We start from the raw sequence: 26,449 nt of genomic DNA, 5'->3' as shown, positions 1-26,449 counted from the left end.
GGCCTTACAACTGCCAGGAACCGATGTCGGCATTCACGCCGTCGCCGTCAGGCTGGCCGTCGGCGCCGAGGGAAAAGATGTCGATCTCGCCATTGGCACCGGGATTGAGGTACTGATAAGGACGACCCCACGGGTCATTCGGCAGGCGCTCCAGGTAAGAGCGCCAGTTGGTGTTCTTCGCATCGGCCGGCCGCTCCACCAGCACCTTCAGGCCCTGGCTCTGGCTCGGATAAGTGCCGTGATCGAGGCGATACAGCTTCAGCGCCTGCATCAACCCGCCAATGTCCTGCTTCGCCGCCGTGGCCCGCGCCTGATCCGGCCGGTCGAGCACCTTGGGCACCACCATCGCCGCCAGAATCCCGAGAATCACCACGACCACCATGATCTCGATCAGCGTGAAACCCTGCTGCCCACGGGGCATCCGGCTCGGTCGATTGGGCTGTTTGAATTGCGCGATATCCATCTCGTCATTCCCTGGCTTGATTCGATTCGACGCGCAGTGTTGCAAGAAGATATGTCAGGGATGTTGAAAATCCTCGGGTGTTTTCGTCGTCAAGCCGTCAAGCACGGGCGTTAGCGTCAAGGGCTGCCCGACCGCCCGAGACCCCGATGCGCACCCCCTCCTCGCAAGCCGGATTCACCCTGATTGAAGTGCTCGTCGCGCTGGCCATCATCGCCGTGGCCATGTCCGCCGCCGTGCGCGTGGCGGGGTTGATGACGCAGAGCAGCGGGGTTTTGCGGGATCGTTCGATTGCGATGATTGCGGCGCAGAGTCGGATGGCGGAATTGAGGCTTGAGGGGCGGTTGCCGATGGGGGTTAAGGCGGTTGAGTGTGATCAAGGGAGGTTGTTGTTGCGGTGTGAGCAGGTGATTGGGGGGGTGGAGAATGGGCGGTTGCTCAAGGTTGGTGTGCAAGTCTTCGATCGCAGCCGAGAAGCGCCGCCGTTGGCGAGGCTGGAGACGTTGTTGAACCGGCCCCAAGACTGAATGGCCGAGGTCACCAGACATAGCTGACAACCTCGGCGAGATGAATCAAGTCAATCAGGGTTTCAGTACCCCGCCTCCCGCACCGAGAATAACCAGAAGCACGACATCCGCAGGATTAGGCGTTCCGACATAAGGAACACCCGAATTCCGATAGCCGGAAATCCGCACAAGGTTGCCGCCCTGACTGCCATTGAAATCGATTGCACCGTTCACACATCCACCGTCGGTGAGATCGATCATGTTGCCGACGCCATGCATCAGAATCCCTTTGTAATTAGGGTTCATCGAAGCCGCTGTCGCGCCAAGCACACCACTGATCTTGTTCGCGGCACCATAGTTTTCGATGCAATAGGCACCACGCGGCGCGTAGTAATCACAGTCACTGAAAGCGTTCTGGTTGCTGAGAATCTTCAGCGGGCAATGGCCCCCCTCAAAGTGAGAGTTGACGGCCGTACAGCCGGGTGCAGTGTTCTCGATATAAACAGATGCCGCTGGAACGTTACTGGTAGAAGCGCGGTTCCACGGGTGCAGGTTATCGGCCCTGAAGTTCCTGCTCGCATATAGCCCGAACCAGGCGTTATCCGCCGATACGCCGCAGTCCAGCAGCGTCACGTTGGTCATCGCCGAGTCAGTCGGCCCGTTGTAGACCCAGCCATGCTGACCTGTCGTATCGATCAGAATGTCTTCATACGTACTTTCAAAACCCAACTTGCGCTCACCATCGACGATGTCGAAATCAGTGATCAGACCATGGAAGGCAGACTGCGTAATCGTGACTTGACGCAAATTCTGCTTGGCGCCTTTGAGTGCAAAGGTGTTCCCGCTGGTGTTGTTGGCGCGGTTGCCGTCGAACTGCATACCGACAATCGAAACGTTGTTGGTGTTGACGTTGAAGTTCGAAGAAAGGAAATCCGTGTTCAGGCCATTCCTGGCCTTGAGAATGGTAAAGAACTGCCCTTTGCCGACCCAGGACATGTTCGGAATGATCTGGATGTACTCGCAGACGTAAGTGCCGTAACCCCACACGATTCTCGCGCCTGCTGCCGTCACTGCAGCGTTCGCCAGATTCAAGACACTTTGGGTATTCACCGAGCCATCGCGCTTGAAGCCACACTGCTCGGCGGTGACATTACCGTCGTGCATCAACTTCCAACGGCCACCATCGGTCGCGACGATAACCATCGGGCTTGCCTCATTGGCCGTCGTGCCTGTTGTGTCCAAAACGTACTCGGCATGCCCTCCATCACCGCGAGCATAAAAACCAAGCGTTGAAACCTTCTTGTACGTGGCCGAATTCACGGTGCGCAAATCAGCGAGGGTATTGACCGTGATGCAGTCAATCTGGGCGACTAGGTTTGTGGTGTTTTCTGTCATTGGGCATAAATCCTTTTGCGTGGGGAAAGCTCCCGTGCCTGGCGGGCCTCGTTGGCAACCTGAGGCGTTGAGGACGGGTTGCGGTGGGGTTGGAGAGATTCGTTTTTAGCCGGCCCGTGGAGCCGGCTGGAGGTGAGAATATGCATTGGCGCATATTTAATCAATGCATCTGTGCATATTTGATCAATGCATTTGTGCATATGCGTTTCGATCACTCCACGACGCCGATGGCCGATGGCCGATGGGAGGAAGCGCGATCCAACGACTAGAGCGCTTGCCTCTGAATCCATAGCTGCCTTGGACGTTCAGGTCGATGCATGGCGCCAGCCAACCCGGTCAGTCCCCTCTCCCTCCGGGCGGTCCGACGTATCGGGAGGGCCAGGGCGAGGGCCGCTTTTGATCCGACCGTTTAACCGACTGCATGAACGCTGTTTAAAGACACCCACCGTTACTTCCTCAAGGCTACAACGCCTTGCGTCATTGCCTACGACTACGCCAGAATCCGCCGGCTTGTGCGTCCAGGGTGCGGGTCTTATCGTTTCCGGGTCACTGAAAAACAGTGATCGGGTTTGGTAGCCCGCACATGAGTTCTGCACAGCATCACCATTCGCGGCGACGTTTCGTCTCGGCTTTATGGTGGTCATGCACAGGGCACCTTCGGGTGCGCCGGGTTCCTCATGTGCCGGTCTACCAACCTGAGCATGGCCGCCACCTTCGTTTGGTAGCGAAATTGGATGGCCTCCCTTTTTGAAGCATGAGGAGTTTCATCTATGTTCAAACCGACACCCAATCCCCCCGAAACCGATCCGGTTTCACCCTACAAATTCCCCGACTCCCGAACCCTCAACGAAGCAGCCGAACGCGCCCTCGACCACTACCTCACCCCACAACAACGCATCATGGGCAGCCATCACAAACACGACCCCATGTACCTGGCCAACCCGGCCTACAACACCGAATCCCTCCTGGCCAACGCCAGCGAATCACTGGGATCGGCCAGCGAAATGCTCAACAACTTCGCCGCCACGCTCGAGCCTGCCCATCGCAAAACTGCGATCGGGATTGCGCAGCTGGTGATGTTGAGCGAACTGGCGGTGAATCAGGCGCTGGATCATGTTGAGGTGAAGGCGTAAGCGGTTGACCGCTATAACTCAATAGGCGGAAAGAAACCGCGGAGCTTGTCAGGTGCAACTGACAGGCTCCGCCAAAGGGACGGTGAGATTTTTTCCGGCACACTTCAACGACATATTGAGACATCACCCATTTCTGCCATTCACGATCGACTGCTTTTGGCCATTAGCGTCCGTTGTCTCTGCTCCAAGCGTCTAGTAAAACGGATTATCCAATTCCCGATACTGAAGCGAATTTATGATTAATGGCCATGGTCAACGTGTTTGTAATCGATGCAGCGAGCTCATTACGGCTTACTGCCCATCGGTTGAAACGCTAGCGATCATTGGGGTCTTCCACGAGAAGGGTGATCAAGCCGTAGTAGATGAGATCGTCCGTCGAGAAAATGTTAATCCGGATGTCGTTTGGGAGTACTTCCGCCATCGAATGGCAACTCAGTGCGAGCAAAAGCTTGCCCACTGCCCAGACTGCGCAGGGCAGTTGAGGACTTGGTGTGCGCGCCAATGCATGCATTGTTTTCGAGACTGGCACTGACGCAAAGCGGTTATCGAGCTGCCGGATGCGCCTTCATAGCCAGATAGCGGTGACGCGGGTTAAGCAACAAAAAGGGGATCGATTGAAATGAATCAGTCCCCTCTTCCCTTACGAGCAATAGCTAAGTGTCAGGTAGCAAAGCCATCGCTACCCGCCCAAATCCCCCCCCCCGGTTTCAACGTCACACACGATCTCTCTCAAGCAGAGGCCAGAAGCCATCATTGCCATGAAAATGGTATCGTCCCCTCCTTTTTCAAATTTCTGACAGTTCATGAATATCGTTGAATCCTCAATCCAGGCCGTTGCTACCGCACCGGGCATCGCTGAATCAATGGATACCTGACATGCCCAACACGTCGCAGAACGCGAGATTTAGCGAGTTGCTGGCTGTAAACGAAGCCAGTACTGACAGCGCCGAATCCACAGCCGACCTATTGAAGGTGATTTACGAGTTCGCCTCGTACGATGGCCCGCTCAAATTCAATTGCACACGCGCATGGTGGTTTTTTGGTACTGGCCTGCTATTGATAGCGGGCGCTGTAGCCCTTTTTTGCTATATCGACACCTATCAAGTGGTTTCTTTTTTTCGCCGTCTGCAAATTGAGCCTGGCTTGGTCGGCGCTGTCACTGGTGTGCTAGGCATCGGGTTCGCCATTGGGAGCATGAAATGGATGAAATCCAAGGCTGATCGCTTGCCATCGCTCAGCCGCAAAATTGCTGCACTGTCCTCCTACTTCCACAACAGGTTGATGTTCCTGGAAGAAAACTCGCACTGCACCCTCAACGAACTGGATACGCAATTTGGTGACTACAGGCGGGGCAACTACAGCCGCGAGTTGGTTGAGTCGTTAGAGGGCGTGTTTACCGGCAAGCTGCGCGATCTCCCTTATCACTACCGCCATCTGCACTACGTCAACAAACGGACGGAGCAAGTCACGGTGACCGACAAAGATGGCAAAACCAGAACGGAGACTCGAGTGGTGTATGACCACTACGACCGGTACAGTCTGGTTTTCGACTTTCCCTGGATCACCGGGATATCGGTCAGATCCGATAACCAATCAGAGAACGACTATTCATGGCCGATGGACACGGCTTCTCCGGACTTCAATAAATCGTTCTGTTTGACAGGGCAGAGCGAGATACTCTGCGCGAAATTCATCAAACCTTCGACAGTGCTGCATTTGTTGAAGCTATTTGAAATCCTCGATCGTCCGAACCTGGAGTTCTCCGACGATGGCTTGTTCTGCCTCAGCTTCGCGAGCAGCGACCTGCTCGCGTTCAGCACAGAATACTCGCTGGCTTCACCCAACGAGTTTTACGCAGAAATTGCTGCGGGTGTCAAACTACCGCGCCTGAAGTCTGTGCTCCAATGGAGCTACGCACTCTCTGAGCTGCACGATGACAACTTTACCTTTACCGCCTCTCCCCCAAACAAATGCAAAGAGAAGTAAGCCATGGACATTGCACTCATACTCTCCGCTGTTATCGCTGTAATCATCATCTTGGTGGGGTTGGGCATCTACAACAACATCATTGCCCGACATAACGGGGTACAACGTGCCTGGTCGGACGTCCTGGTTTACGAACGCCAGAAGACAAAAGTTCTCGATCAACTGCAAAAAGTGCTCGCAGACTTCATGATTTTTGAGTCCAGCCTCCTCGAAAAAATCACCGGCCTGCGCAGCGCCGTCTACGCCCTTCCTGCTGGCGCGAACGGCAACGCACTCAGCAACGTTGAAACCGCGTCGAGGGAGGTGATGGGTGGTTTGCACATCGCTTTCGAGGCATACCCAGACCTGAAAGCATCCGAAGCAGCCAACAACATGATGCGTGAAATTGCCGAACAACAAGAAAACGTCGGCGCGGCCATCACCATCTACAACCGCAACGTCGAACTGTTCAACAACGCCATCGAAATGTTCCCAGCCTCAATCGTCAATGGCCTGTTCAACAAGAAAACCCGCGTAACACCGTTCACCGATACCGAAGCTTCGCAAGGCTTCTCCTACACCCCGAATATCTAACACCCGTGGCGCTCCAGACCATTACCCGTGAGGGTTATGGTCGACCACCTCGCTCCTTGGCCGAACACGATGTCAGTGCCCAACCCATAACCTTGTGGGAGCCAGCCTGCTGGCGATAGCGGAACATCAGGCAACAGAAACAGCGCATGCGCCATCGCCGCCAGCCCTGCCCCGCATCACTCCGGCAATTGCAAATTATCCAACGCTCGATTCACCGCCAATTCCCCGAGCATGATCAACTGCGCAATCCCCAACAAAGCCCGGCGCTGCGAAGCCGGCACCAGACTGGCGACATTTTGGGCAATGGTATGGGCCGAAGCGAGAGTTTCACTGGCATCAATCAGCAGTTCTTCGTTTTTATTGTCCGCAGTCACGGCATACATCCCGCGGGTTCTGCGTGGAGGCGGCGTGGAGCCGGGCGGACAGAGGTAATGATCGAGCGCGCGGTCAGCGGCTTCGTGGAGTTTTTTGGAATCGATGGATTCGTAGGGGGAAACCGATTCGGTTTCGGGCGGGTTGGGTGTTGGTTTGATCATGTGAAGCTCCATTTTTATACCTGGTGGAACCACCAACACCTGTCGCTAAACAAGTAGGGGTGGCAGCTGTACGCGGGTTAGCGAACCGAGAGGTATAAGACCCGGCAGACCCGAAGGTCTCCCACGCACAGCCACCATATCGTCATCGCAAATGTCTGCGACAAACGGGAGCGTCGTTGAACTTATACCTGGTCGGGTCGCTAAACCCGGTCGCTGGGTTGCCAGCGACCCATAGACGATAAAGACCAGGTACAAAGCGCACAAGCCGGCGGATTCTGGCGTAGCTGTAGGCAACGGCGCAAGGATATGTAGCCTGAGAGAGTGTCTGGAGATGTCTTTTTAAACGCCGGCGTTTATCGAGACCTTACAGCGGCACCTCCATGAGGTGGGGAGGCCGGCCAGATGATTCTCAGATTTATTTTCTGGTAATAAATCTGGAAATAAATCAATCTCTTTTTTCTGTTTTTCCTGCTTTTTCCTGGGGTAGGCGTTGCTGGGCATAAATTGACCAAGCCCTGTCAGAATGAGCCGACGTCCTCGAAGTAATGCGCTGACACCACATATCAACGTTTTCAGACGACGAGAATCGACGGAGGGAAGTACTTGGGTGAGCGCGCTGTGTAAGAATCGGATGGCCTGCATGGGAGCGTGATCTTGTTTTGTGTGGTGCAATACAAGCTGTCGCCCCCATGCAGGTATCTTCAATTGCCAACTTCTTGATTTGTTTTAAGAAAAAGCTGGATTTTCTCAGAATCAGTACCCTTTTTCTCTTGATACGACTTTAAACAAGAAGCCTTTGCCGGACACAGCTAGTATTCATGCACTGCCATTCAGCCGAGCTTCCGTAAGGGATAACTAACGGATTTGCTCATAGCTTACCCTTTCAGTTTGCGGTGCGGACTGGACAGCGGTAGATTGAATGGTCCGCTTCGGTGGTAGGTTTCGGTCGCGAGCTTGACCTATAGCAACTTACAAAGGTACACACCTGTGTGCCGCGCCACTGCTGTCATAACACTGGAAATCGGAATCCAATAGGAGCCGAGCATTTTTTGTCACCGTCTTAGTCGACAAAAATTATTAGCCAGATCGACTAATCGGCCCTGAAATTTTCGAGGATAGCTTGTTCACTCTCCTTCACATTTCTGACCTGCATAGGTCATCGCATGATCCAATTGAAAACTCATCCCTTCTAGGGGCGTTGTTGGCGGATCAAGACCGATATCTTATCGAAACACCAATGGTACCCAAACCTGACGCAGCGATTGTCAGTGGGGACATTATTCAAGGTGTCAAGCTTGGTACACCGGACTATGCAAATGAACTAGCGAGGCAGTACGCTGTTGCCTACGATTTCCTCTGCGCGCTGGCCGAACGCTTCTTCGATGGAGATCGTAGCCGCATTGTGATTGTTCCAGGCAACCACGATGTTTGCTGGAACACTGCTCGCGATGCAATGACGCAGCTTGTACCTGAAGACCCACCGGTCGCAGCACACGCAGAGTTATTTCGTGCTTCGAGCAATCTACGTTGGGACTGGAAGACTAGAACAATTTTCAAAATTTCGGATCCGGGTAGCTACCAAGGTCGTCTTGACGCCTACTGGCAGTTTGTGGATAGGTTCTATTCCGGTGCAAATCTAAAATATCCAATTGATCGTAGGCGTGGCTATAACCTATTTGAACTCGACGGCGGGCGAATCGTCGTGGCGGCCCTCGAATCAGTGCATGGAAACGATTGCTTTTGCCGACAAGGAGCTATTGAACGTAGTGTGTTAGGGGCATGCTCGCTAGCCATAAGAGACTTGCCGCAACAGCCAATTTTGCGTCTTGCTGCTTGGCATCATAGTTTTCAGGGACCACCGCATGGTGACGACTATATGGATATCGAAACAGTTCAAGAAATGGTCGGAAACGGATTTCGGTTAGGATTTCATGGCCATCAGCATCAAGCGGACGCTGCCGCATATTCGATCCACCTCCCGGAAGAGCTTTCAATGGCAATTTCCAGCACAGGATCACTTTGCGCCGGCGCTAATGAGCTTCCTCGCGGAACGAACCGCGAATATAACGTTGTTGTGATTGACGATGCTTACACCAGCGCGCGCATTCATGTTCGGGAAATGACTCAAGGAAACCATTTTGGGAGATGTGGTCGAGGTGCTTTTCGCGTTGACGGTTTTTCCGAGTTGCATTGGCTCTTGCCGGCAGGTCGAGCGGGAGCGGAACCGCTTGATAACCGAAAATTTGTGGACTCAATAATACTTAGAGCAGAGGAAGGGCTCTACAGCGGAAATGCAGTTGAGGCTGTTCAGCTTTTGGAGTCTCTTGGACGGGATATCACCGGCCACGCAAGAACGTTGTTCATTGAGGCAGCGAGGGTAAGCTCTCAAACCGATAAGCTGATACCTCTCTTGTCCCCTCCTAAAAGTGTTGGCGAGTTCGTTGAGTTGTTTGGTGCGTTTCTCTTAGGGGGTAGGCTAAAAGATGCAGAGGAGTTATTGACTGGGGCTGCTGAGTTTGAAGTTGATGGGAGCATCCTAGAGAGTCTCTGGGTGAAACTGAATTTTCAAAAAATGATGGGGAAAAGCAAATGAGCACGGCATTCATCCCGTTCGCGGTCGATACGTCGCGTGTATTAGAACTTCTCGCCAAGCAGATTTACCAGTCTCCGCTTGCTCTATTGCGTGAAAATACACAAAACGCGTTTGATGCAACGTTACTTCGCAAGCACCGAGACTCAGATTATCAACCACTCATCGAAATTGAAGTTACCCCGCAACGCGTGGTTGTCCGCGACAACGGTATCGGAATGACTCAGGGAGACCTTGAGCGTCATTTTTGGCAAGCCGGTAGTAGCAGCAAAAACACAGAAGAAGCTCGTCAAGCAGGTGTAGTTGGAACGTTCGGCATTGGCGCAATGGCAAATTTTGGTATTGCCGACACCCTAGAAGTTACAACTGAAAGCGCAATAACCGGGGAACGAACAAAATGCATCGCAAAGCGTGACGAGCTCGTGTTCAATCAAGACTGCATCGCAACAGAACAACTTCCTCCAACCGGTCAGCCTGGCACTGAAATTATTGCGAGCATCCTCCCGGGCACTCCGCTGGACGTCAACAAGGTAAAGGCATACGTTGCCGAATTCGTCTCACTTTTAGATACACCGGTCAAGGTGAACGGCGAGTGCCTGAGCGGTCAGCAACTGAGCGATTTAGTTCCACCTGTTAGCATAGCTTGGTCAGATGATCGAACCAAAGAATCCATTAGCTCGCGATTTTCCGCTGACATTTCGATCAAGCTTTCAAACAACGCTGACATTGGTCTTTATGTAACTAACTTGAAGTGGAATGGCATGCCACTCATGGGGCGACTCATGTTACGTAGCGGTGTAGCTACTATCAGAACTTTTCGTAGTGGCTTTGGACTCGCTACAGTTTCTGTCGGCTCCAGTTACCAATTTGGTGGGGTAGCAGATATGCAGAGCTTCCAACCTACCGCAGGGCGGGAAGCGCTCACTACAGACAGTATGCAGTTGTTGCAGAATGTCATTTCGGATCTTGATCAGTACATCTCCCTCCTGATGTCGACCCGGCCAGAGGCGGATTCCAGCACTCCGTTCATGCAATGGGTGTGCGCGCACAAACGATATGAACTTTGCGGACAGCTAAAAATCTCAATGCAGCCAGGAGAGCGCGCGCCACTAGAAGAGATTAAAGCACGGACCGCTAGCGTTCCTATGCCAATGTATGATGGTGCAGACCAAACAATCATAGCAAGCTACTCATCGGAAGACAGACCACTGCTGATTCTCGCGAGGAATAACCCACGTAAGCAATGTGAGTTAAATTACTTAAAGCTACATTGCAAAGTGCATGCTGTCGATAATGCACCGAGGGTTGATAAAACCATCTCGGAAAAAGAGTGGAGCAATGCCCAGAGTGCATTAGCATTTCGCATTCAGACAATTATGGAAACCGACTACTTTCTACATAACCCTCATGTCACCTTCGGAACAATTTCTCATGGACTGACAATACTTGTGGAGTCTAAGCCAGAGATCACAAATATTGTGCTAGATCCTTCCGGCGCAGCTATGGCTACCATTCTTGGACTTTACAACACTGAGTATGGCGCATTCGGAAGTATGGTTAAAGATTTTGTTCGCAACGCTATTTTCCCAAAAGTTGCAGACAAGGTGCCAAGCAGTACTCGACAAGGGGCTGAAGCGTTTCTGAGAGCTATACGTAAACCACGAGAAATTTTCGAATATGAAGAAACCGACACATCAAATTTGTCGGTTATCTGGAGCGATTACGCAGAGGGAAGAATTTCGCTTAGCGAAGCGGTGACTCGCTCCAAGTCCGCCGTTCGTAGTTCGGTACAAGTTGTCGACTCTGGAACTGCCGGCAACGTTACAGATGTTGTGCCAGACGTAGTTCGAAACGAAGAGGCCACGCGCAATACCAGCGAGGACGATAGTGCCTCTCTAGACGCACTGCCAGCCATCATGCGAACCGACGTTTCGAGTTCTATGAAATTACTTACGATACCTAGTGATCAACCAGCGTTTCGTGGATACCGTTGTTTCATAGCGCTTACTGAAAAGGCAAGGAGCGAGATGGGTGATTTCTTCTGGCAGCCGCACAAAACATCGATAGTTTGGGGCGGTCAAAAAGTCCTCTTTATTTTTCTACATCATTCTGGTGAGTTCGGTTTGTATTATGACCTGCAGACACGCGACTCAATCTCCCAACACTCCGGCGGCAAAGCTTATCAAACATCGACGATGGTATTGAAAAACGCGATATACATTCCGGTTCCTGAGGAAATTGAAAGCAGCTTTATTCCGACAGGAGGTGAGAGAAAACGCTTCGAGGTGAGATGTGATCTCCTTCGCGTAGATGGAAAATAGACGCAAGACTTCCTGCGCCCAGCTTTCGCTGGGCGGCTATCTTCATTTGCTCTCCGCCTTTAGCGTACTCACTTCTTTAATAACCAATATTCGATTTTGCCTCTCGGTCAGCCACTAACAACAAAAGAGCACCTACTGACTGCAAGAATGGCTGCAATAGACCTACTGTTAAATGGTAGCAACATACAAAATAGGCGATAACTTACTAAGAAAGACTTCGGCGATACAAAACACAGTACTGATTGTCACATAGTAAAATAATGCTCACCAAAGGGATTTGAAATGCACCTTAACTTAGACGATACAGAATTGAAGCAGTACATTTACCGGACCATTTCATACGATCGACTTATAGAATTATTTTCAACAAGAAAAAACACTTTAGTTAAGCCCTCCCTCTGGGAGGACACCTTCGAAAATTTTGTTTTAAAATCAACACTGAAAGATGAAGCGGGGCGACAAATCAAGTATGACATCCACAATCGCATATATGGACAATGTTGGACATTAGAGAATTCATCCGATGCCATGTGGAGAATTTACTCTTCACAAAAAGATGGCGTCAGAATTCGAACCACCATTGACAAGCTACTGGACAGCCTTTGCATAGCTACTATCGATAGAAAAAATTGCGAACACTGCATTGGCAAAGTTGAATATCTAAGAGAAGCAGAACTTGTCAAAAGAGCAAAAGACTCTTTCACCCAGCATGGTGAAATAACATTTGGCAAGCTTTTTAACTCTCTCCTGCTAAAGCGGCGAGCCTTCAGACATGAAAATGAAATTCGACTGATGTTTTGCGATTGGTCGGAGGGCGCCGGAAATATCGAATTATTTAAGTATGACATCGAGCCTCATAATTTTATCACTCAGATCATGATAGACCCCAGAGTTCCACATGAGGCATTCAAAATTATTGAACACAATATTCGCCAACAAACAGCGTTCCAAGGAGAAATCAAGCGATCTTTGCTATACCGGTTACCAGAAAACTTGACATTCGAAATACAAGCGAAGAAAACATCAAGCAAATGAGTTTCGCACCTTCTGGCGGCGGACGTAGCACGTCCCCCTAACTTTAAAGAGTCAGCTAACGGTGTTTTTTTGATTCGTAGATGCCTTGACAAAAAAAAACATACTGGCACTACTTCCCATTCCAAGCACAAGTCTTCTCCAACTTGAAGCTTCACTTGGGGAGATCAACGCTGGCATGCATGGCGGAACAAAAAACTGCCTAACCGAACTAATAAAAATAAACAAACGAACTCGGCACGGCCAAAAGTCCTGGGAGCGTTTGAAAGCTGGTAGAAAACAGGATCTATTAATCATATTCCGATTGATAATTTTCGATGAGCAGGTAGAACCAGACCAGTGTTTCTACTCGTGGGAAGCAAGCACGCACGGCACGCCGCAAGCACCCACGCTAATGTGCTATTTCGAGAGGATTTCAGGTAAACCACCTGAAAACGGGGACGGTTCAACGCCGGGTGCATATGTTCAATCGCGGCGTATTTTCTCTGTACCAATACAGTGCGTGTTGAAGGGCTGGGGCAATGTTGAAAGTGGCCATATGATTTATGAGCACAATATTTCGGCCATGGATTTCGCAGAGCTACAGTTCGAGCCAGCCAGCTACATAGGTCTTACTTCTCGAAACTGGCAAACCAGATACAAAGAACATCAGCGCGATGCACTAACCGGTAGCGAACTAATATTTCACACTTCCCTTCGCAAAGTTTTCAACTGCGACAGTCTTTTGCAATCCGGGTTGGGAAATTTTGAGTTAGTGAGAAAAGGTGCCATCCTTCTATCTGAGTTGCAGTATGTAAATCTCTCCTACGAGGAAGCTATGCAGATCGAGGAAAAAATGGTCGAGCGCACTCTTTACCCAAAAGGCCTAAACATGATTCCGGGCGGATTTGCAGGATTTCAGTTTCTTCACAAGCTTGGCCTTCTTAACCGAACAGAATCTTCCATCGACGAACGGGACAAAGCTACGTCGAAATATCTGCTTGGCGAATCTCGCCCACGCCTCGCTCCATGGGTAAAAGATAGGTGGGCTGATGATCAATTTTACGAGCAGATTATATTCAAGCGTAGTAACACCTTGAACCGGGATCAAATTCTTTCTATCCGCCAATACGGGAACGAATGGGGATTCGATCCAGATCTCATTGCAAATCTGGTCGGTGCGAATTACAGACAGGTACGGGACGTACTGAGTGGCAAGTACTACTCACGTATTAAATAACCCAATAATTAGCCTGCTAAGAACTTGGATACTCCCCTTAGACATGGACATTAATGAATGCTTGTTTGGATCAAAAACGGTTAATGAGGAGTGGGCTCCGACCCGGCTGAAACGCGAAATAACTACCTCCCCCTTCCCACAAAATCACGGCCTAACCAACCTAGGCATCTCCACCCCCTCCCCCAACTTCTCCACCCCCAACCTCACCCTCTCCCCACCCTGCTCAATCACCACCCCATCCCCCTCCACCGCCACCAACTTCACCCCAGGACTCACCCGCTCCCCCTGCAAAAAACTCCTCGGCGGCCCGTCGTTGAGGCTGAGTATCGCCACCGCCCCCCGACTCCCCGCCATCACGCCGCTGACCTTGATCTCCACCGGCGCCGTGCGGTTGGAAAACCACTGCAACGCCGGATTATCGCTGCGCGCCGCGAGCAATTGCGGGGTGGCCGCTGGGGTGTGGGATTCGGCGGTGGTCAGGAGCAGGGATGACCAGGTGGCGATGCCGACCAGGGCGGCCAGCAGTGCGGCGGCCTGGATGATTTGGGGGGGTGAAAAGCGTGCGGTGAATCTCATGGGCTGAATCTCCTTTTAGTCCCGGTGACCAGACTACGCGGCAATTCTCACGGTTTTATTTCACACGCCTTACATGTTGGCCGTGCAGGATGGTTTTTTGGGACGGGGCTGGACGCAAGGGAGTGCGCATTCGATGAACCGGAGCAGGCAGCAGGGTTTTACGCTGATCGAGTTGATGGTGGTGCTGGTGATCATCGGCATCGCCAGTGCGGCGATCAGTCTGAGTATCAAGCCCGATCCGTTGCAGTTGCTGCGCAAGGACGCCGAGCGCGTGGCGCAGTTGCTGCAGATTGCTCAGGCCGAGGCCCGCGCCGATGGCCGGCCGATTGCGTGGTTGAGCGATGGCAAGGGGTTTCGGTTCAGTCGGCGCAGTGACAGTGGCAAGGGCTTTGATCATTTCGATCGGGACCCGCAGTTGCGGCCGCGTCCCTGGCAGAGTCCGAAGCTGGAGGTGCGGGTGGAGCCGAAGCAGAAGGTGGTGCTCAACGCGGAGTGGATCAATCCGCCGCTGCAGTTGACGCTGTCTGACGGGCTCAATCGGTTGAGTGTGCTGCGCGATGCTTCGGGCCGGATTAGCGTGCAATGAACAGACAACAAGGTTTTACGCTGATCGAGGTGATGGTCGCAATTCTGTTGATGGCGGTGGTCAGTCTGATTGCCTGGAAGGGGCTGGACAGTGTCACCCGCGCCGACAGCCATTTGCAGGCCAGTGGTGAGCAAAGCGACAGCCTGTTGCGGGCGTTGAATCAGATGCAGCGGGATGTGGAGATGCGCGCGGGGGTCGAGCTGACGGAGCCGAAGAAGGTCGGCACGGAGGATGAACCGGCGACGGCCCCGCCTGCGCTTACGGTGCGCAGCAGCGACAGCAAGGGGTTCCGGTTGGACATCATTCGTAGCGCGGCGGATCAGCCGGGGGCTTTGCAGCGGGTGCGCTGGTGGCTCAAGGGGGACACGTTGTATCGCGCGGTGGCGCCGGCGCGTAGTCGGTATCCGTTGCCGGCGCCTACGGCTGGGGTGGCGGTTTTGGGTGAGGTGAGTGATTTGCAGGTGCGGGTTTGGGAGATGGACAAGGGGTGGCGGCAGTTGAGCGGGAATCGGCGGGAGGATCCGTTGGGGTTGGAGATATGCCTTACCCGCCAAACACTCCAGGGGCCCGAGAAATACCGTCAAGTGATTGGTCCACTGCAATAAACCAGTATCACCGCACAACCCCGTGTTGGCGGGCTTGGATCCCTCACGCCCTTAGACTTGGAGATGTCATTGCGCTGACGGGGAGATGCAGACCGAGCTGACCTTCATGGACTGACCAGCGTCGCAGGCGATTACAGGATGCCGCCCAGCACTTCTTCCAAGCTTTGACCGTCAGAATTCTGAAAAAGACCGCCCTCACCAAACAACACCTGAATGTTGGCCTGTTTGAAGAAATCCGCTTCTGCAAAATCTGATGCTGTGCTCGCCGGCAGCACGAGGATGAGCTTGGTATCAGCATCTCCGAAACGATGCCGGTAGTAGGCAAGCTGGCCAAATCCAGCGTAGAGCTGTGCTGACATGGCGCTGCTGGTTTTGACCTCAAAAATCACTTTGGCCTTTTCTGTAGCTCTGCTAACAAGCGCCAAATCGACACGGTTCTTGCCAACTTTGAGATCGGAATTTTCCTTAACGAGGTCATCCAGCTTGCGATGGAGGGCATTACAGAGAGGTCCGTGTAGATACTGGTATTCGCATTTGTCTTGGCCAGGAGTATAGGACTTGCTGCCCTCAAACTCTTTCTGCTCCCGCCACTTAGCGTCCAATTCTTCGTCGTCAGGGGCCGGATCGGAGTTCTCGGCATAATATCCAAGCTCCGCCTTTCTTTGCTCCTTGAGCCGCTTCACCTTGAATAGGAACTCAGCAATGTCATTCGCGATACTCGGGGAGTTTGTTGAGGACACAGCGATTACGTCTGCGTTCCGACCGTCGTCTGCTACCTCTATCAACCAATCCTGAAAGTGCTCGAACGCATCGGTGCGTGGCACCCGGCCACGGAATGCCGTGAAGGTGCCGCGATGACCGATTAGAGTTTCGCCGTCAGAAGCAGCTATCAAAACCCCTGAAACTTTGCGGTTGAGGCCGTCAGGAATGTTGATCTCAGCATCGGGAGAAAGTGTGCCGCCCTGAAAACCCAACTTGAACAGGTGTGCTTGTCTCCCATCCCAAGGCGGAGGAATAGCGAACAGCATTTCCCCGAGATCGGTTTCCAAAGCATAGGTAAGGCAAGGTGCTCTATCTCCACTCGGAAACGCCCACACTTCTTTCCCGCGAGGCTCTGCCTGATCGATCAGAACCCTTTGAAAAGATCGAATGCCTTTACGAAGCCGAGCGTTCACTGTAATGACCTGCACCACTCTCTCCCTCGTTCGCCTAGGGGGCCACCAGATCTTCGAAAGAATCAATGCCCCCCAAATGTCGCAATGGTAGCACTTTGACACACCGCCATGTCTAGAGAGCAATTAACATATGTAACGCTGGGGCACTTCGCCAAAATGAGCGCACGTTATATTACGAACAGTTCCTTGGTATTAACAACTCAGCCGCCGAGGCACTCCATAGAATGCCCTTTATAAATTGCTACTCATCTAGGAAGTTTTTCTTTTTAGCTAGCCTAACAGCAGACTCAATCACCTCTATAATCTCACTAGGGATATTATCCTTCTCTATCGAGAAAGATATTTTGCTGGCAAACTCCACCTTATTAAATTTCGCCTTCTTTTTTTCATGAAGAATACGATCAGCATTTTTATCAAATGTTTTAGATGGATCAAAATCATCTAGAAATATTTCTTCTCCTTCCGGGTAGATTTCATTGAGGACCTTTATTGAAGACTTGAAGTCAAATAAATCCTCAAAAGCGCCACGACCTATGTAAGTCAAGTGGTACTTATTTTTGTTTCCCTTGACTTTTCGAGCAATTTCTTCCCGTTCTTTTTTTGCATCTGAGTCCAAAAGACAGACCAGCTTCATATGTGGAAATTTCCGCATATTACTGAAAAAGTCAGCAGACAATTTTTGCTTTGTGGTTGAGTTATAAACCTTAATTCCATGCTCGGCGAAAATAATACCAAGTCGCAACGCAATTATTGGGATCGATATTTCTTCAGTATCACCCTCAACCAATATCAAACAACGAGGACTTTTCACCGAGTTTAGATCTGTAACAAATTTACCGATACCCTCTACTAATCTTTGCTTATAACTGGTGAAATACTTATCAAAAAATAGCAGCCCCAGCTTTCTGACTAGCTCCCGCTTTTGCAAAAGCAACATATATTGAGCAATTTCTTCTGGAAGCCTCATTTCCTGATCAACCCCACAGCAGGGGCAAATAAAAGAATCAACTAAATGATGAGGATACAACTTAGCCTGCTCTCGAATATATGCAAAATCCTTAGTAAAGCGATCGTCATTTAGCTTTTTCTCCAATCCTTCTAAACCGAGTTCTCGAAATATGCCGTGGTCCAGGCAATAATATGTTTGAGAGAGAGCGCCATTTAAGTCAAGCCGAACAGCATCTGGTGTGATTTTGCGATTAGTGAATGCTGAGCTCACTTCGCCTAATTGCTGTATCGAGACCGCCCTGTACAACTGCAAGAATACCGCCAACTCGTCTACAGGTGGAAAATTCATTAAACGAAAAATTAAATTTAGTTGCTCTGTTCGAGTTGCCGGAGTCAATTCAGTCGGCAGAATTCCCTTAAGCCCACCTGCGAGACCAATTCTATCGAAATTGAGATACTCCAACACAAGCTCGTAATTACTTTCAATATCAGAGTAGGAAACATTCAAATATTCTTCAATAGCACCAAACGCACTCGCCGCTACATTATCTTCCGCAATAGCACAAAGCATTAAAGAATATGGAGTAACTTCTAACTTCCAAACAAACTCATACTCTACGCCCGGAAGATATTTTTCATACAGTCGACGCAGTATCTGAGACCAAAGTCTTTTATAGACTAGAAATTTATCTGTCGGAACAAGATTTATAGGCGCATCATCTACCATCGACCCAAATTGCATCATCGAGTCCATAAGATGATCAAAACTATGCATATTCAAACACTTCAGAGTCTTCTCGATAGTATTTAGAATACCCTCTAATGGCATGAAATCTGATAAAGCATCCAAATCCCTTTCATCTAACCTAACACCCATAATTTCGTCCTTATAAAATATTCAAAACCAGCCCACGTTACCACACCAAAAGTTAGCGATTCACTACCAACCGCGACAAAATGGAATTTAAAGCTCAGTCATCTTTAGCACTCAAATGCGCTAAAAGTACGCCCCGGGCTTGCAGAGATAAGCAATAACCTGACCTTGATAATGCCGAGGTCATGCTAGATGATTGCAGAGGACTCGAGAAATCCTAGACTGAAGTCTTAAGCGAATTCGCGGATAACCTCGTAGCGATCAATCCTGGCCCATCTGGTATATGTGGCCCCCAGATACTGCGGCTCGCACGCTCGGACGTTGTATCCCTGCCTTTACTCACACAACTCACGCTTCAAACCTAGACAGAAATAACATCATAGTGACATCATAGGCAGCAGCTGATAATTTGTCATCAGTCACAATCAGGCTACACCAGCCTGAGTTCTCATTCGCTCATCGTTCACAGCAGGCCAAAACATGGACAAGGATTCCGACCAGCTCACCAGATTTTTCAGTAACAAAGTCCTCTTCATTCTCGGAGTTTTTTCATTACTGAGTTGCATTGTAATCGCTAAGTACGCTGACCGTGCCCTGGCGCTCGGCAGCATTGGGGCCATCTTGGGGATTTTTTTATGCACGCTTTCGGCTAGATCTGCGAAGTCCTTCTGGGATAGAGCCCTTGTATTTACAAGCCTGGCCGTTACTTTTCTCTTTCAATTCGCTGCTCTGAAGCTGTCTTGAAATAACCTTATAGCCGTGTAAAGAAGCCCGACACTAAGCCGGGCTTCTTTATACGCCGGGTTAGAATCTGACGATCATCTTCAAACCAGCGACCAGTGCGCTGTTGACCTCATTTCCCCGCCCGGGTGATGGACATACGGAAGCCCCCTGGCTCAGCACTGCCTCCCTCGAGATGTAACCTGCTGCACCACAACCACGAGTCTATTAGGTGAGTTCACCTGCCCGAAAAAAGGGGGGATCGCTGATGATGGTATGAGTGTATAAAAGCCTTCGCGAGCAAGCCCGCTTCCACGGGGAGTTGGTATTTACATTAGCTGAGAACGACTACACCGCCCGGCAACTCGGTGCATTTGACGCCGTAGGCATCGCGGATCAGCGCGCCTACGCCGGCCAGTTGGTCGAGGGAGAAACGCGCCTGTACGCGGCGTTGGCCGAGTTCGCGGTTGAGCAACAGCAACATGCCTGGGCGGTAGCGGTTGATCTCGTCGATCATCTGGCTGAGGGTCGTGCCGTTGAACACCAGGACCTGTTGGCGCCAGTTGGTGACCGCCGCCGTGTCGACGCTTTGCACGGTGCCAACCTGTTGCGCGTCGTAGGTCAATTGCTGCCCTGGTTCCAGGCGCAGGCTGCGGCCTTCAACTTCCACATCCACCGCGCCATCCAGGCACGTCACGCACACCTGTTGATCGAGGTTACGCAGGTTGAACCACGCCCTGCTCGCCCGCAACCAACCACCACCGGCCTGCATCGCCATTGGCAACCGCGCGGTCTGCACTTCGACTTCGCCGCTGACCAGTTCAAAGCCTTGCACGCCCTCGTCCACCGAACGCTGATTGATGCGGGTCTGGGTGTTCAGTTCAAGGCTCAAGCCATCGGCCGGTTCGACCCGACGTTGCTGGCCGACTTCGGTGATGTAATCGGCGCCAAGCCCGGAGAACCCGCCCGGGATCGTGCCGCGCACCAGCAGGAACGCCGCCGACGCGGCAATCGCGCCGCCGAGAAACGCCCGGCGTCCAAACCGTCGTGGCGCCTGAGTCGCTTCGGCCGCCGGTTGCAGCAGGTGCCACAAGGCCTTGCACTCTTCAAAGGCGCGCGCGTGTTCGGGGCTTTGGGCGCACCACTGGCGCAGCGCTCGGGCGTCGGCAACCGTGGCGCGGCCGGAGGTCAGCAGGATCAGCCAGTCGCGGGCTTCGCTTTGCAGACGCTCGGCAGGCGTGGGCTCGGCAGGTGTCAGACGGAAGATGTTCAAACGCGCAGGTACTCGACGGGTTGATCGGGAGCTTCATTCACTAGACGGTTTTCCGGCCCCGCGACCGAACCGTTGAAACACTTTTCTTTCCAGTTTGGCCGCGCAGTGTCCGAGGGCAGCCTTGATTTCCTTCTCGACCATGCGCGTGGAGATGCCGAAACGCTGGGAGATTTCCAGGTGTGGCGCTTCTTCCAGGCGTGCGGCGATGAAGATCCGGCGGCGCCGGGCCGGCAGTTCGTAGAGGGCGCTGAGCAGGGACTGGATTTCCTTTTGGCCGCCGACCACGCGCATCGGGTCCAGCGTTTCGTCGCTGACTTGCAGCAGTTCTTCGACTTCGCTGCCGGTGAGCAGTCGCGCATCGGCCTGACGGCGGTCGGCGGCAATGTTGAGGGCCATGCGATAGAGGTAGGCGTTGGGCCGCAGCAGGTTCGGCGGTGCTTCCATGCGGTCGACCCGCAGGTAGGTTTCGTGCAGCACGTCGTTGGCCAGGTCCTCCGAGCCGAGACGGCGTCGCAGGCGCACCCGAAAGTCCTCATAGGACGTCAGGAACAGCTGGACCATCGAACTTTGTCCGGCGTCTTTCATCCCCCGGAAACTCCTTCCCATTGTGTGCATTCCATGCGCTTTCCTGACGATTCGGGTAACAACAGCAACGTGACTGGCTGGCGCAATGCGCCGGGTGTGGGCCGGTCGATCTTGAGCGTGTGAAAACTGTCCACCAGCGCGGCATCGCGCCGAACATCGCCGGTCGAGGTGAGCAACCGGTTGTGCTGCACCACGCCGTCGCGGCCGATCCACAACTGCAACACCGCGCGAAAACTGCCGGGCCGGGTCAGCGGCGAACGGCACAGGTTGCGTTCAATCGCGGCCTGCACTGCCGTGGCGTAACTGCGGTTGACGGCTGCGCTGGCGGGGGTGGGTTTCTCCGCCGGCAACGGCACTTCCTCGACCTGCGCCACTTGCAAGGTGAACGCGTCGTCGCGGCTGTACTTGGCCATCAACCCGCTGCCGCCGAGCATCCGGCGCAACGCTTCGGCGGCGGTGAATTCGCCATCCACCGCCAACGAGCGTCGACCGCGACTCAACTGGCTGTCGACCAGCACCGCCATGCCGGTGGCGCGGCTGAACTGATCGAGGGCGCGGGCCAGTTCCTGGGCCGGGATGTGCAGCGTCATGCGCATCGTCGCCGGCATCGGGTCGGCGCCGGCACGGCTCAGAAACAAGCCAAGCAGCAGCCCCAGACAGAGCTGGCGCACGAGCGCTGAGCGCACAACATCCTCCCTGGCACGGCCTCGCTGCACGGCTGATGTATCCCTGAAAACCGTCATCCTGAGGGCTGTTTATGAATCTGGTGTGACGGCCACTGCAAAAAAACCATCACGGGATCGACGCCGCCGTTGCACTAGACTCTTGAGCTAGAGCGGCCCCTTCGGGCCGGCCAGGAGGCAGGCATGAAATCAGTCTGGAAAGTCGTCTTCGGCGGGTTGTTGCTGACGGTGTTGGGCGGTGCGCACGCGGAGGAACCGCTGGGCTGCATCGAGGTGACGGTGGGTGGCTACAAGGCGCCGAATTACGATTGCCTGAGCCAGCAGATGGGTAACAACCCCGACGGCGCGGCGGCTGCGCAGAAGAATCAGGGAGCGATGAATGTGCCGGTCAACAAGCGCCCGCCGAATCAAGTGGGGCTGGCGACGCCGGCGGCCACCGCAACGCGGATGGGCAACAAGTTTGGCACGTCGGTGAAACCGCAACGGCCGCCGGTGAATACCGGCGCTTCACCGCTGCTGGGCAAGTGATCAGTCGCTGGGGATTTGGCGGAAGCTCACTGCCAGGCGATTCCAGCTGTTGATGGTGCTGACGGCCATGGTCAGGTCCACCAGTTCCGTCTCGTTGAACTGCTCCCGCGCCTGCTGGTAAACATCGTCGGGCACCCGGCTATCCGCCAGCAGCGTCACGGCCTCGGTCCAGGCCAGCGCCGCACGCTCGCGCAGGTTGAAGAAGCCGCTGTCGCGCCAGACCGCGATGGCGTACAGCCGTCGATCCGTTTCCCCTGCCCGCCGCGCTTCCACCGAATGCATGTCGGTGCAGAACGCGCAGCCGTTGAGTTGCGAGGCGCGGATCTTGATCAGGTGCAGCAGCGGCGGCTCAATGCTCAGGCTGCTGGTCAGCGCTTCCAGGGCAATCATCGCTTTCATGGCTTTGGGTGAAGCGCTGTAGTAATCCAGACGCGGGGACATGGGCGGGCCTCGGGCAGCAGAAGAGTGATTTCACGGTAAGCGCTGGTGCGGCAACGTTACAGCCCCAATTCCACGAAAAAACGGCAGACCACTAGTCCCGCGCCAAACACAATAACTGTGGGAGCGGGCTTGCTCGCTCCCACAAGGGTAAGTGACCAATTCGGGGGATTTGCACTACGCAACTTCTGCCGATACCGCATTCGGGAGTAATCTGGCCGGCACACTCAATCGCCCGGAGAGCCCCCTCGGTATGGAACTTCATGTCGTGATCAACGGCCGCAAGGACCTGGCCGGTCAGTTGTACCAGCAACTGCGCGGCGCCATTGAATCCGGGCGTCTGGCCGCCGGCACGCAGTTGCCGCCCAGCCGTTTGCTCGCCGAGCAACTGGGCATTTCGCGCAAGACCATTTCCGACACTTACGCGCAGCTCACCTACGAGAATTTCCTCACTGGCGTGATCGGCAAAGGCACGTACGTCAACGCCCGCTCGACGCCGGTGCAGCGCAAGCAAAGCCATTCCGAACTGGCCAGTTCCGAGGTCATCGAGAGCTGGCGCAATCTGCCGGTGTTCCTGCGGCATCCGACGCTCGAGGGTTCGCTGCGCTATGACTTCATCGGCGGCGCCACCAGCAAGGGCCAGTTTCCCCAGGATGACTGGCGCCGCTGCGTCTCTCATGCGCTGCGGCAGATGGCCAATTCCAAAGGTTTCTACAGCGTGCCGGAGGGCCTGCCGGCGCTGCGCAATGCGATTGCCCGGCACATCGCGTTTTCCCGTGGCGTGAATTGTCAGGACGAGGACATCGTGGTGTGCAACGGCGCGCAACAGGCGCTGGATTTGATCACCCGGGTTCTGATTCGCCCCGGCAGTCTGGTGGCGATGGAAGATCCCGGTTACCCGCCGGCGCGGCTGCTGTTCGGCACTCACGGGGCGACGGTGGTCGGCGTGCCGGTGGATGCCGAGGGCATTCAGGTCGAGCGGATTCCCGAGGGCACGCGGCTGATCTACGTGACGCCATCACACCAGTTTCCGCTGGGCATGCCGATGAGCCAGGCGCGGCGCGAAGCCCTGCTCGAACGGGCCCATGAGCTGGGCGCGATCATCATCGAGGACGACTATGACAGCGAGTTCCGCTACGAGGGCCGCCCGACCGATTCGCTGCACAAGCTCGATCAGCGCGGCATCGTCGCCTACGTCGGCACCTTCTCGAAAACCCTGCTGCCGGAGCTGCGGCTCGGCTACGCGATCCTGCCGCCGGCGATCCTTGAAGCGGTGATCCGCGCCAAGCAGCTCACCGATCTGCACGCTTCCACCCTGCCTCAATGGGCGCTGGCCAAGTTCATCGCCGAGGGTTGCCTGCTCAAGCACATCCGCCGCTGCCACACCATTTATGCCCAGCGCCGCGAGCGGATCCTGGCGCGCATGGCCACCGATCTGTCGCCGTGGCTGGAGGCCGTTCCGCCCAGCGCGGGGTTTCACATGGCGGTGTTCTGCAAGGTGCCGATCGATTTGCCGCTGGTGATCGAACTGGCGAAAAAGGTCGAAGTCGGGCTGTACGCCATCGACGGCTTCTATTACCAGCAGCCGGCCAAAAGCGGGATGTACTTCGGTTTCGGCGCCATCGAGACGCTGGACATCGACATTGCGCTCGACCGCCTGCGCGACATTCTGCAACAGGTTGTTGGTTAGATTGGACTAAACGATTAACCGCCGATTGGTTATTGGTGATCCGGGGGTGCAGGCCTATCCTGCACAAGCGTTATCCCTCAATGAGCAGGATTCGTCCGGCCTGATTCAGGAGTGTGAGCAATGTCCAACGAAGTGATCAACACCGTACAGGTGCAGGCTGCAGCCGGCCGATCGGAGGAGCTGGGCAAGCAGTTGCAGAAGATCGTCGAAACCCTGCGCGAAACGCCGGGCTGCGATTCCTACATGGTCGACCGCTGCCCCGAGGACAGCCACCGCTGGACGGTCAGCGCCCGCTGGCAGTCGGAAGCGGCGATGCAGGCGCATTTCAATCGCCCGGAAGCTCAGGGGTTTATTGACTTGATCGACAGTCGTCTGGCCAATAGCGTGGATTTCAACTCCTTTCCGATCGTTTGACCTTAAAGACCCCCATCGCGAGCAGGCTCGCTCCCACATTTGAATACGGTTGAATGTGGGAGCGAGCCTGCTCGCGATGGCGTATTTGAATGCGCTGAAATCCCCCAGATTGGTCACCCGAACTTCCCGAATATTGGCCGTTTGAATACCCCGGCACGCGGACTACTGTGATTACCGACTCCCCCACTTGATCAGGTGATCACCATGAAAGTCCTGCACTTGCTTGCCGCCCCGTTCGCCGCTCTGGCCCTTACCATCAGCGCTTCGGCACTGGCCCACGGCACCGATTCCCCGTCCGAGAAAATCTCGGTGCTGCAGGATCAGATGCTGAAAAACGTCCCCGGCAAAAAAGCCATGATGATCGAAGTCGATTACAAACCCGGCCAGTCCTCGATCGCCCACAAACACGACGGCACGGCCATGGCCTACGTGCTCGAAGGCGAGATCGTTTCCCAGGTCAAAGGTGAACAACCGGTCACCTACAAGAAGGGCCAATACTGGTACGAGCCGGCCGGTTCCGAGCATTTGATCTCGAAAAACGCCAGCAAGAGCAAACCGGCCAAGTTACTGGTATTCATGGTGCTGTCGCCCGATGAGAAAGTGTTGATCCCTCTGGAAAACTGATTGCTGTTACGTCAGCCATAAATAAAAACGCTCAAATCGTCGATTTGGGCGTTTTTAATACTGGTCGCAATTAACCTGCGCGGCTTACAGCAAATCAAACTATTGGTCTCCTGATAACTTCACTGATTGGTCGTTTCATAAAACCGCCACAGGTTTAGTCTGATTCAACTGCCGCGAAGAGTGGCAACTTAAACTTTCCGACTGAAGTTGTTTCACGGGAGAAACACCATGAAACCTGCGTTCGCCAGCACTCTGTTCCTTTCACTGCTGACACTGACGGCCTGCTCGGTCCCCACCGCGCCCAAAGCGGTATCGTCGCTCGACACCTTGCTGCCCCACCCGGTTGGCCGCAGCCATATGACCACCGTCAAGGCTGGCCCTGGCGTGTCGCTGGGCGTGATTTACAGCCCGAGCACCCAGACCAACCGCGACTACCTGCGCAACTACCAGGCCAACGCCGGCACCGGTTTCGGCCAGAGCCTGCTGGTGCAGCCGATCCACGATGCCTACGTCGCCACCTCGAAACCGGACATGGCGGTGGATTGGGTGAAAGCTTCGCTGCAACGTCAGTTCGGCTCGGTGACGGTGTACCCGGACATGCAGAGCCTGCGGGCGGCCAGTCCGGATGTGGTGGCGATCGTCGACACTCACAGCCAGTTGATTACGTCGCGCAGTTCGGACGTCAAGGCGGATGTGAGTGCGGACTTTTATGACGGGAAGTTCAACTATATCGGCACGGCCCAAGGGACGGACGCCAGAGCGCTGAGTCCGTTGTGGGCGGATTACAAACGTTCGGAAGATATCGTGGCGGATATCAATGAACAGCAGAACGTACAAGTTCGGGCGCTGCAGAAATTTGACCAGTCGCTCAGTAATTTATTGACCAGGTCGGCAGGTAACGTGTCGATGCTTGATCACGAGCAGGGGCAAAACCTGCACTGACAGCCCCCCTTTGATCCCTGGCATCTCCCGGAAAGGA

At 53.8% G+C, this 26,449-nt stretch carries 26 protein-coding genes; 15 read left to right on the top strand and 11 right to left on the bottom strand.

All coding sequences use genetic code 11. The annotated features are described in order from the left end of the window. Window positions 1–4 precede the first annotated feature (4 nt). A complete protein-coding gene (gene gspG / locus PMI24_RS25955) occupies window positions 5–463 on the bottom strand; it encodes a type II secretion system major pseudopilin GspG (RefSeq protein WP_007959380.1) in 459 nt (152 codons plus the stop codon). 146 nt (window positions 464–609) lie between these two features. On the opposite strand from gspG, the gene gspI reads away from it, so the two are divergent. Beyond that, window positions 610–987 (top strand): type II secretion system minor pseudopilin GspI, encoded by a 378-nt coding sequence (gene gspI, locus PMI24_RS25950; RefSeq protein ID WP_007959370.1) that lies wholly within the window; start codon window positions 610–612, stop codon window positions 985–987. Window positions 988–1,041: 54 nt separating this feature from the next. Here the strand turns inward: gspI and PMI24_RS25945 are convergent, their stop codons facing one another. Beyond that, complete coding sequence (locus tag PMI24_RS25945; protein ID WP_007959369.1) at window positions 1,042–2,361, bottom strand: hypothetical protein; 1,320 nt, start codon at window positions 2,359–2,361, stop codon at window positions 1,042–1,044. 770 nt (window positions 2,362–3,131) lie between these two features. Here PMI24_RS25945 and PMI24_RS25940 point away from each other — a divergent pair. From PMI24_RS25940 to PMI24_RS25930, 3 genes are all read left to right on the top strand, one after another. Continuing rightward, entirely contained in the window at window positions 3,132–3,494 is a 363-nt protein-coding gene (locus PMI24_RS25940; protein WP_007959368.1) for a DUF6124 family protein, read from the top strand. 876 nt (window positions 3,495–4,370) lie between these two features. Then, entirely contained in the window at window positions 4,371–5,480 is a 1,110-nt protein-coding gene (locus PMI24_RS25935) for a hypothetical protein (RefSeq protein WP_007959366.1), read from the top strand. Between the two features lie 3 nt (window positions 5,481–5,483). Next, a complete protein-coding gene (locus PMI24_RS25930) occupies window positions 5,484–6,053 on the top strand; it encodes a LemA family protein (RefSeq protein ID WP_007959364.1) in 570 nt (189 codons plus the stop codon). Window positions 6,054–6,229: 176 nt separating this feature from the next. Here PMI24_RS25930 and PMI24_RS25925 read toward each other — a convergent pair whose 3' ends face one another. Further along, window positions 6,230–6,589 (bottom strand): DUF6124 family protein, encoded by a 360-nt coding sequence (locus PMI24_RS25925; protein WP_007959362.1) that lies wholly within the window; start codon window positions 6,587–6,589, stop codon window positions 6,230–6,232. 339 nt (window positions 6,590–6,928) lie between these two features. Further along, window positions 6,929–7,231 carry a hypothetical protein gene (locus tag PMI24_RS29280; protein WP_157222961.1) on the bottom strand — a complete coding sequence of 101 codons (303 nt, stop codon included), beginning with the start codon at window positions 7,229–7,231 and terminating at the stop codon, window positions 6,929–6,931. A 478-nt stretch (window positions 7,232–7,709) separates the two neighbouring features. Between PMI24_RS29280 and PMI24_RS29075 the strand changes: the two genes are divergently transcribed. From PMI24_RS29075 to PMI24_RS25905, 4 genes are all read left to right on the top strand, one after another. After that, window positions 7,710–9,182, top strand: a complete 1,473-nt coding sequence (locus PMI24_RS29075; protein ID WP_007959360.1) for a metallophosphoesterase family protein — start codon at window positions 7,710–7,712, stop codon at window positions 9,180–9,182. Continuing rightward, window positions 9,179–11,500, top strand: a complete 2,322-nt coding sequence (locus PMI24_RS25915; protein WP_007959358.1) for an ATP-binding protein — start codon at window positions 9,179–9,181, stop codon at window positions 11,498–11,500. Before PMI24_RS29075 ends, PMI24_RS25915 begins: the two co-directional genes overlap by 4 nt. Before the next feature lie 282 nt (window positions 11,501–11,782). Beyond that, window positions 11,783–12,535 carry a DUF2971 domain-containing protein gene (locus tag PMI24_RS25910; RefSeq protein WP_007959355.1) on the top strand — a complete coding sequence of 251 codons (753 nt, stop codon included), beginning with the start codon at window positions 11,783–11,785 and terminating at the stop codon, window positions 12,533–12,535. A gap of 85 nt (window positions 12,536–12,620) precedes the next feature. Further along, window positions 12,621–13,751: a hypothetical protein gene (locus PMI24_RS25905; RefSeq protein WP_238553899.1), complete on the top strand. Its 1,131-nt coding sequence runs from the start codon at window positions 12,621–12,623 to the stop codon at window positions 13,749–13,751. A 144-nt stretch (window positions 13,752–13,895) separates the two neighbouring features. On the opposite strand, the gene PMI24_RS25900 is transcribed toward PMI24_RS25905, so the two are convergent. Then, a complete protein-coding gene (locus PMI24_RS25900) occupies window positions 13,896–14,327 on the bottom strand; it encodes a type II secretion system protein N (RefSeq protein ID WP_007959353.1) in 432 nt (143 codons plus the stop codon). Between the two features lie 133 nt (window positions 14,328–14,460). Between PMI24_RS25900 and gspH the strand changes: the two genes are divergently transcribed. Further along, window positions 14,461–14,913: a type II secretion system minor pseudopilin GspH gene (gene gspH, locus PMI24_RS25895; protein ID WP_007959352.1), complete on the top strand. Its 453-nt coding sequence runs from the start codon at window positions 14,461–14,463 to the stop codon at window positions 14,911–14,913. Next, on the top strand, window positions 14,910–15,518 hold the full coding sequence (locus PMI24_RS25890; protein WP_007959351.1) for a prepilin-type N-terminal cleavage/methylation domain-containing protein: 609 nt from the start codon (window positions 14,910–14,912) through the stop codon (window positions 15,516–15,518). Before gspH ends, PMI24_RS25890 begins: the two co-directional genes overlap by 4 nt. A gap of 131 nt (window positions 15,519–15,649) precedes the next feature. On the opposite strand, the gene PMI24_RS25885 is transcribed toward PMI24_RS25890, so the two are convergent. The 5 genes from PMI24_RS25885 to PMI24_RS25860 all read right to left on the bottom strand — a co-directional run bounded on the left by PMI24_RS25885 (window position 15,650) and on the right by PMI24_RS25860 (window position 21,836). Continuing rightward, on the bottom strand, window positions 15,650–16,708 hold the full coding sequence (locus tag PMI24_RS25885) for a hypothetical protein (RefSeq protein WP_007959349.1): 1,059 nt from the start codon (window positions 16,706–16,708) through the stop codon (window positions 15,650–15,652). A gap of 226 nt (window positions 16,709–16,934) precedes the next feature. Further along, window positions 16,935–18,518 carry a TOPRIM nucleotidyl transferase/hydrolase domain-containing protein gene (locus PMI24_RS29450; protein ID WP_007959348.1) on the bottom strand — a complete coding sequence of 528 codons (1,584 nt, stop codon included), beginning with the start codon at window positions 18,516–18,518 and terminating at the stop codon, window positions 16,935–16,937. Between the two features lie 1,051 nt (window positions 18,519–19,569). Then, window positions 19,570–20,508 carry a FecR family protein gene (locus PMI24_RS25870; RefSeq protein ID WP_007959345.1) on the bottom strand — a complete coding sequence of 313 codons (939 nt, stop codon included), beginning with the start codon at window positions 20,506–20,508 and terminating at the stop codon, window positions 19,570–19,572. Window positions 20,509–20,541: 33 nt separating this feature from the next. Continuing rightward, window positions 20,542–21,093, bottom strand: coding sequence for an RNA polymerase sigma factor (locus PMI24_RS25865; protein WP_007959344.1), 552 nt, complete (start codon window positions 21,091–21,093; stop codon window positions 20,542–20,544). After that, complete coding sequence (locus tag PMI24_RS25860; protein WP_443200803.1) at window positions 21,090–21,836, bottom strand: STN domain-containing protein; 747 nt, start codon at window positions 21,834–21,836, stop codon at window positions 21,090–21,092. The genes PMI24_RS25865 and PMI24_RS25860 overlap by 4 nt, the downstream gene beginning before the upstream one ends. Window positions 21,837–21,959: 123 nt before the next feature. On the opposite strand from PMI24_RS25860, the gene PMI24_RS25855 reads away from it, so the two are divergent. After that, window positions 21,960–22,304, top strand: a complete 345-nt coding sequence (locus tag PMI24_RS25855; RefSeq protein ID WP_007959342.1) for a hypothetical protein — start codon at window positions 21,960–21,962, stop codon at window positions 22,302–22,304. Here PMI24_RS25855 and PMI24_RS25850 read toward each other — a convergent pair whose 3' ends face one another. Then, window positions 22,305–22,745 (bottom strand): carboxymuconolactone decarboxylase family protein, encoded by a 441-nt coding sequence (locus tag PMI24_RS25850; RefSeq protein ID WP_007959341.1) that lies wholly within the window; start codon window positions 22,743–22,745, stop codon window positions 22,305–22,307. A gap of 250 nt (window positions 22,746–22,995) precedes the next feature. Between PMI24_RS25850 and pdxR the strand changes: the two genes are divergently transcribed. The 4 genes from pdxR to PMI24_RS25830 all read left to right on the top strand — a co-directional run bounded on the left by pdxR (window position 22,996) and on the right by PMI24_RS25830 (window position 26,412). Further along, window positions 22,996–24,432 carry a MocR-like pyridoxine biosynthesis transcription factor PdxR gene (gene pdxR, locus PMI24_RS25845; protein ID WP_007959340.1) on the top strand — a complete coding sequence of 479 codons (1,437 nt, stop codon included), beginning with the start codon at window positions 22,996–22,998 and terminating at the stop codon, window positions 24,430–24,432. 120 nt (window positions 24,433–24,552) lie between these two features. Then, entirely contained in the window at window positions 24,553–24,846 is a 294-nt protein-coding gene (locus tag PMI24_RS25840; RefSeq protein WP_007959339.1) for a putative quinol monooxygenase, read from the top strand. Between the two features lie 204 nt (window positions 24,847–25,050). Beyond that, window positions 25,051–25,470, top strand: a complete 420-nt coding sequence (locus tag PMI24_RS25835; protein WP_007959337.1) for a cupin domain-containing protein — start codon at window positions 25,051–25,053, stop codon at window positions 25,468–25,470. 228 nt (window positions 25,471–25,698) lie between these two features. Further along, a complete protein-coding gene (locus PMI24_RS25830) occupies window positions 25,699–26,412 on the top strand; it encodes a hypothetical protein (protein WP_007959336.1) in 714 nt (237 codons plus the stop codon). The last annotated feature ends 37 nt before the right edge of the window (window positions 26,413–26,449 follow it).

This window comes from Pseudomonas sp. GM25 (genome assembly GCF_000282255.1).
GTDB lineage: Bacteria > Pseudomonadota > Gammaproteobacteria > Pseudomonadales > Pseudomonadaceae > Aquipseudomonas > Aquipseudomonas aphyarum.
The sequence above is the reverse complement of the archived record's forward strand: the minus strand, read 5'-3'. Positions and strand labels throughout refer to the sequence as shown.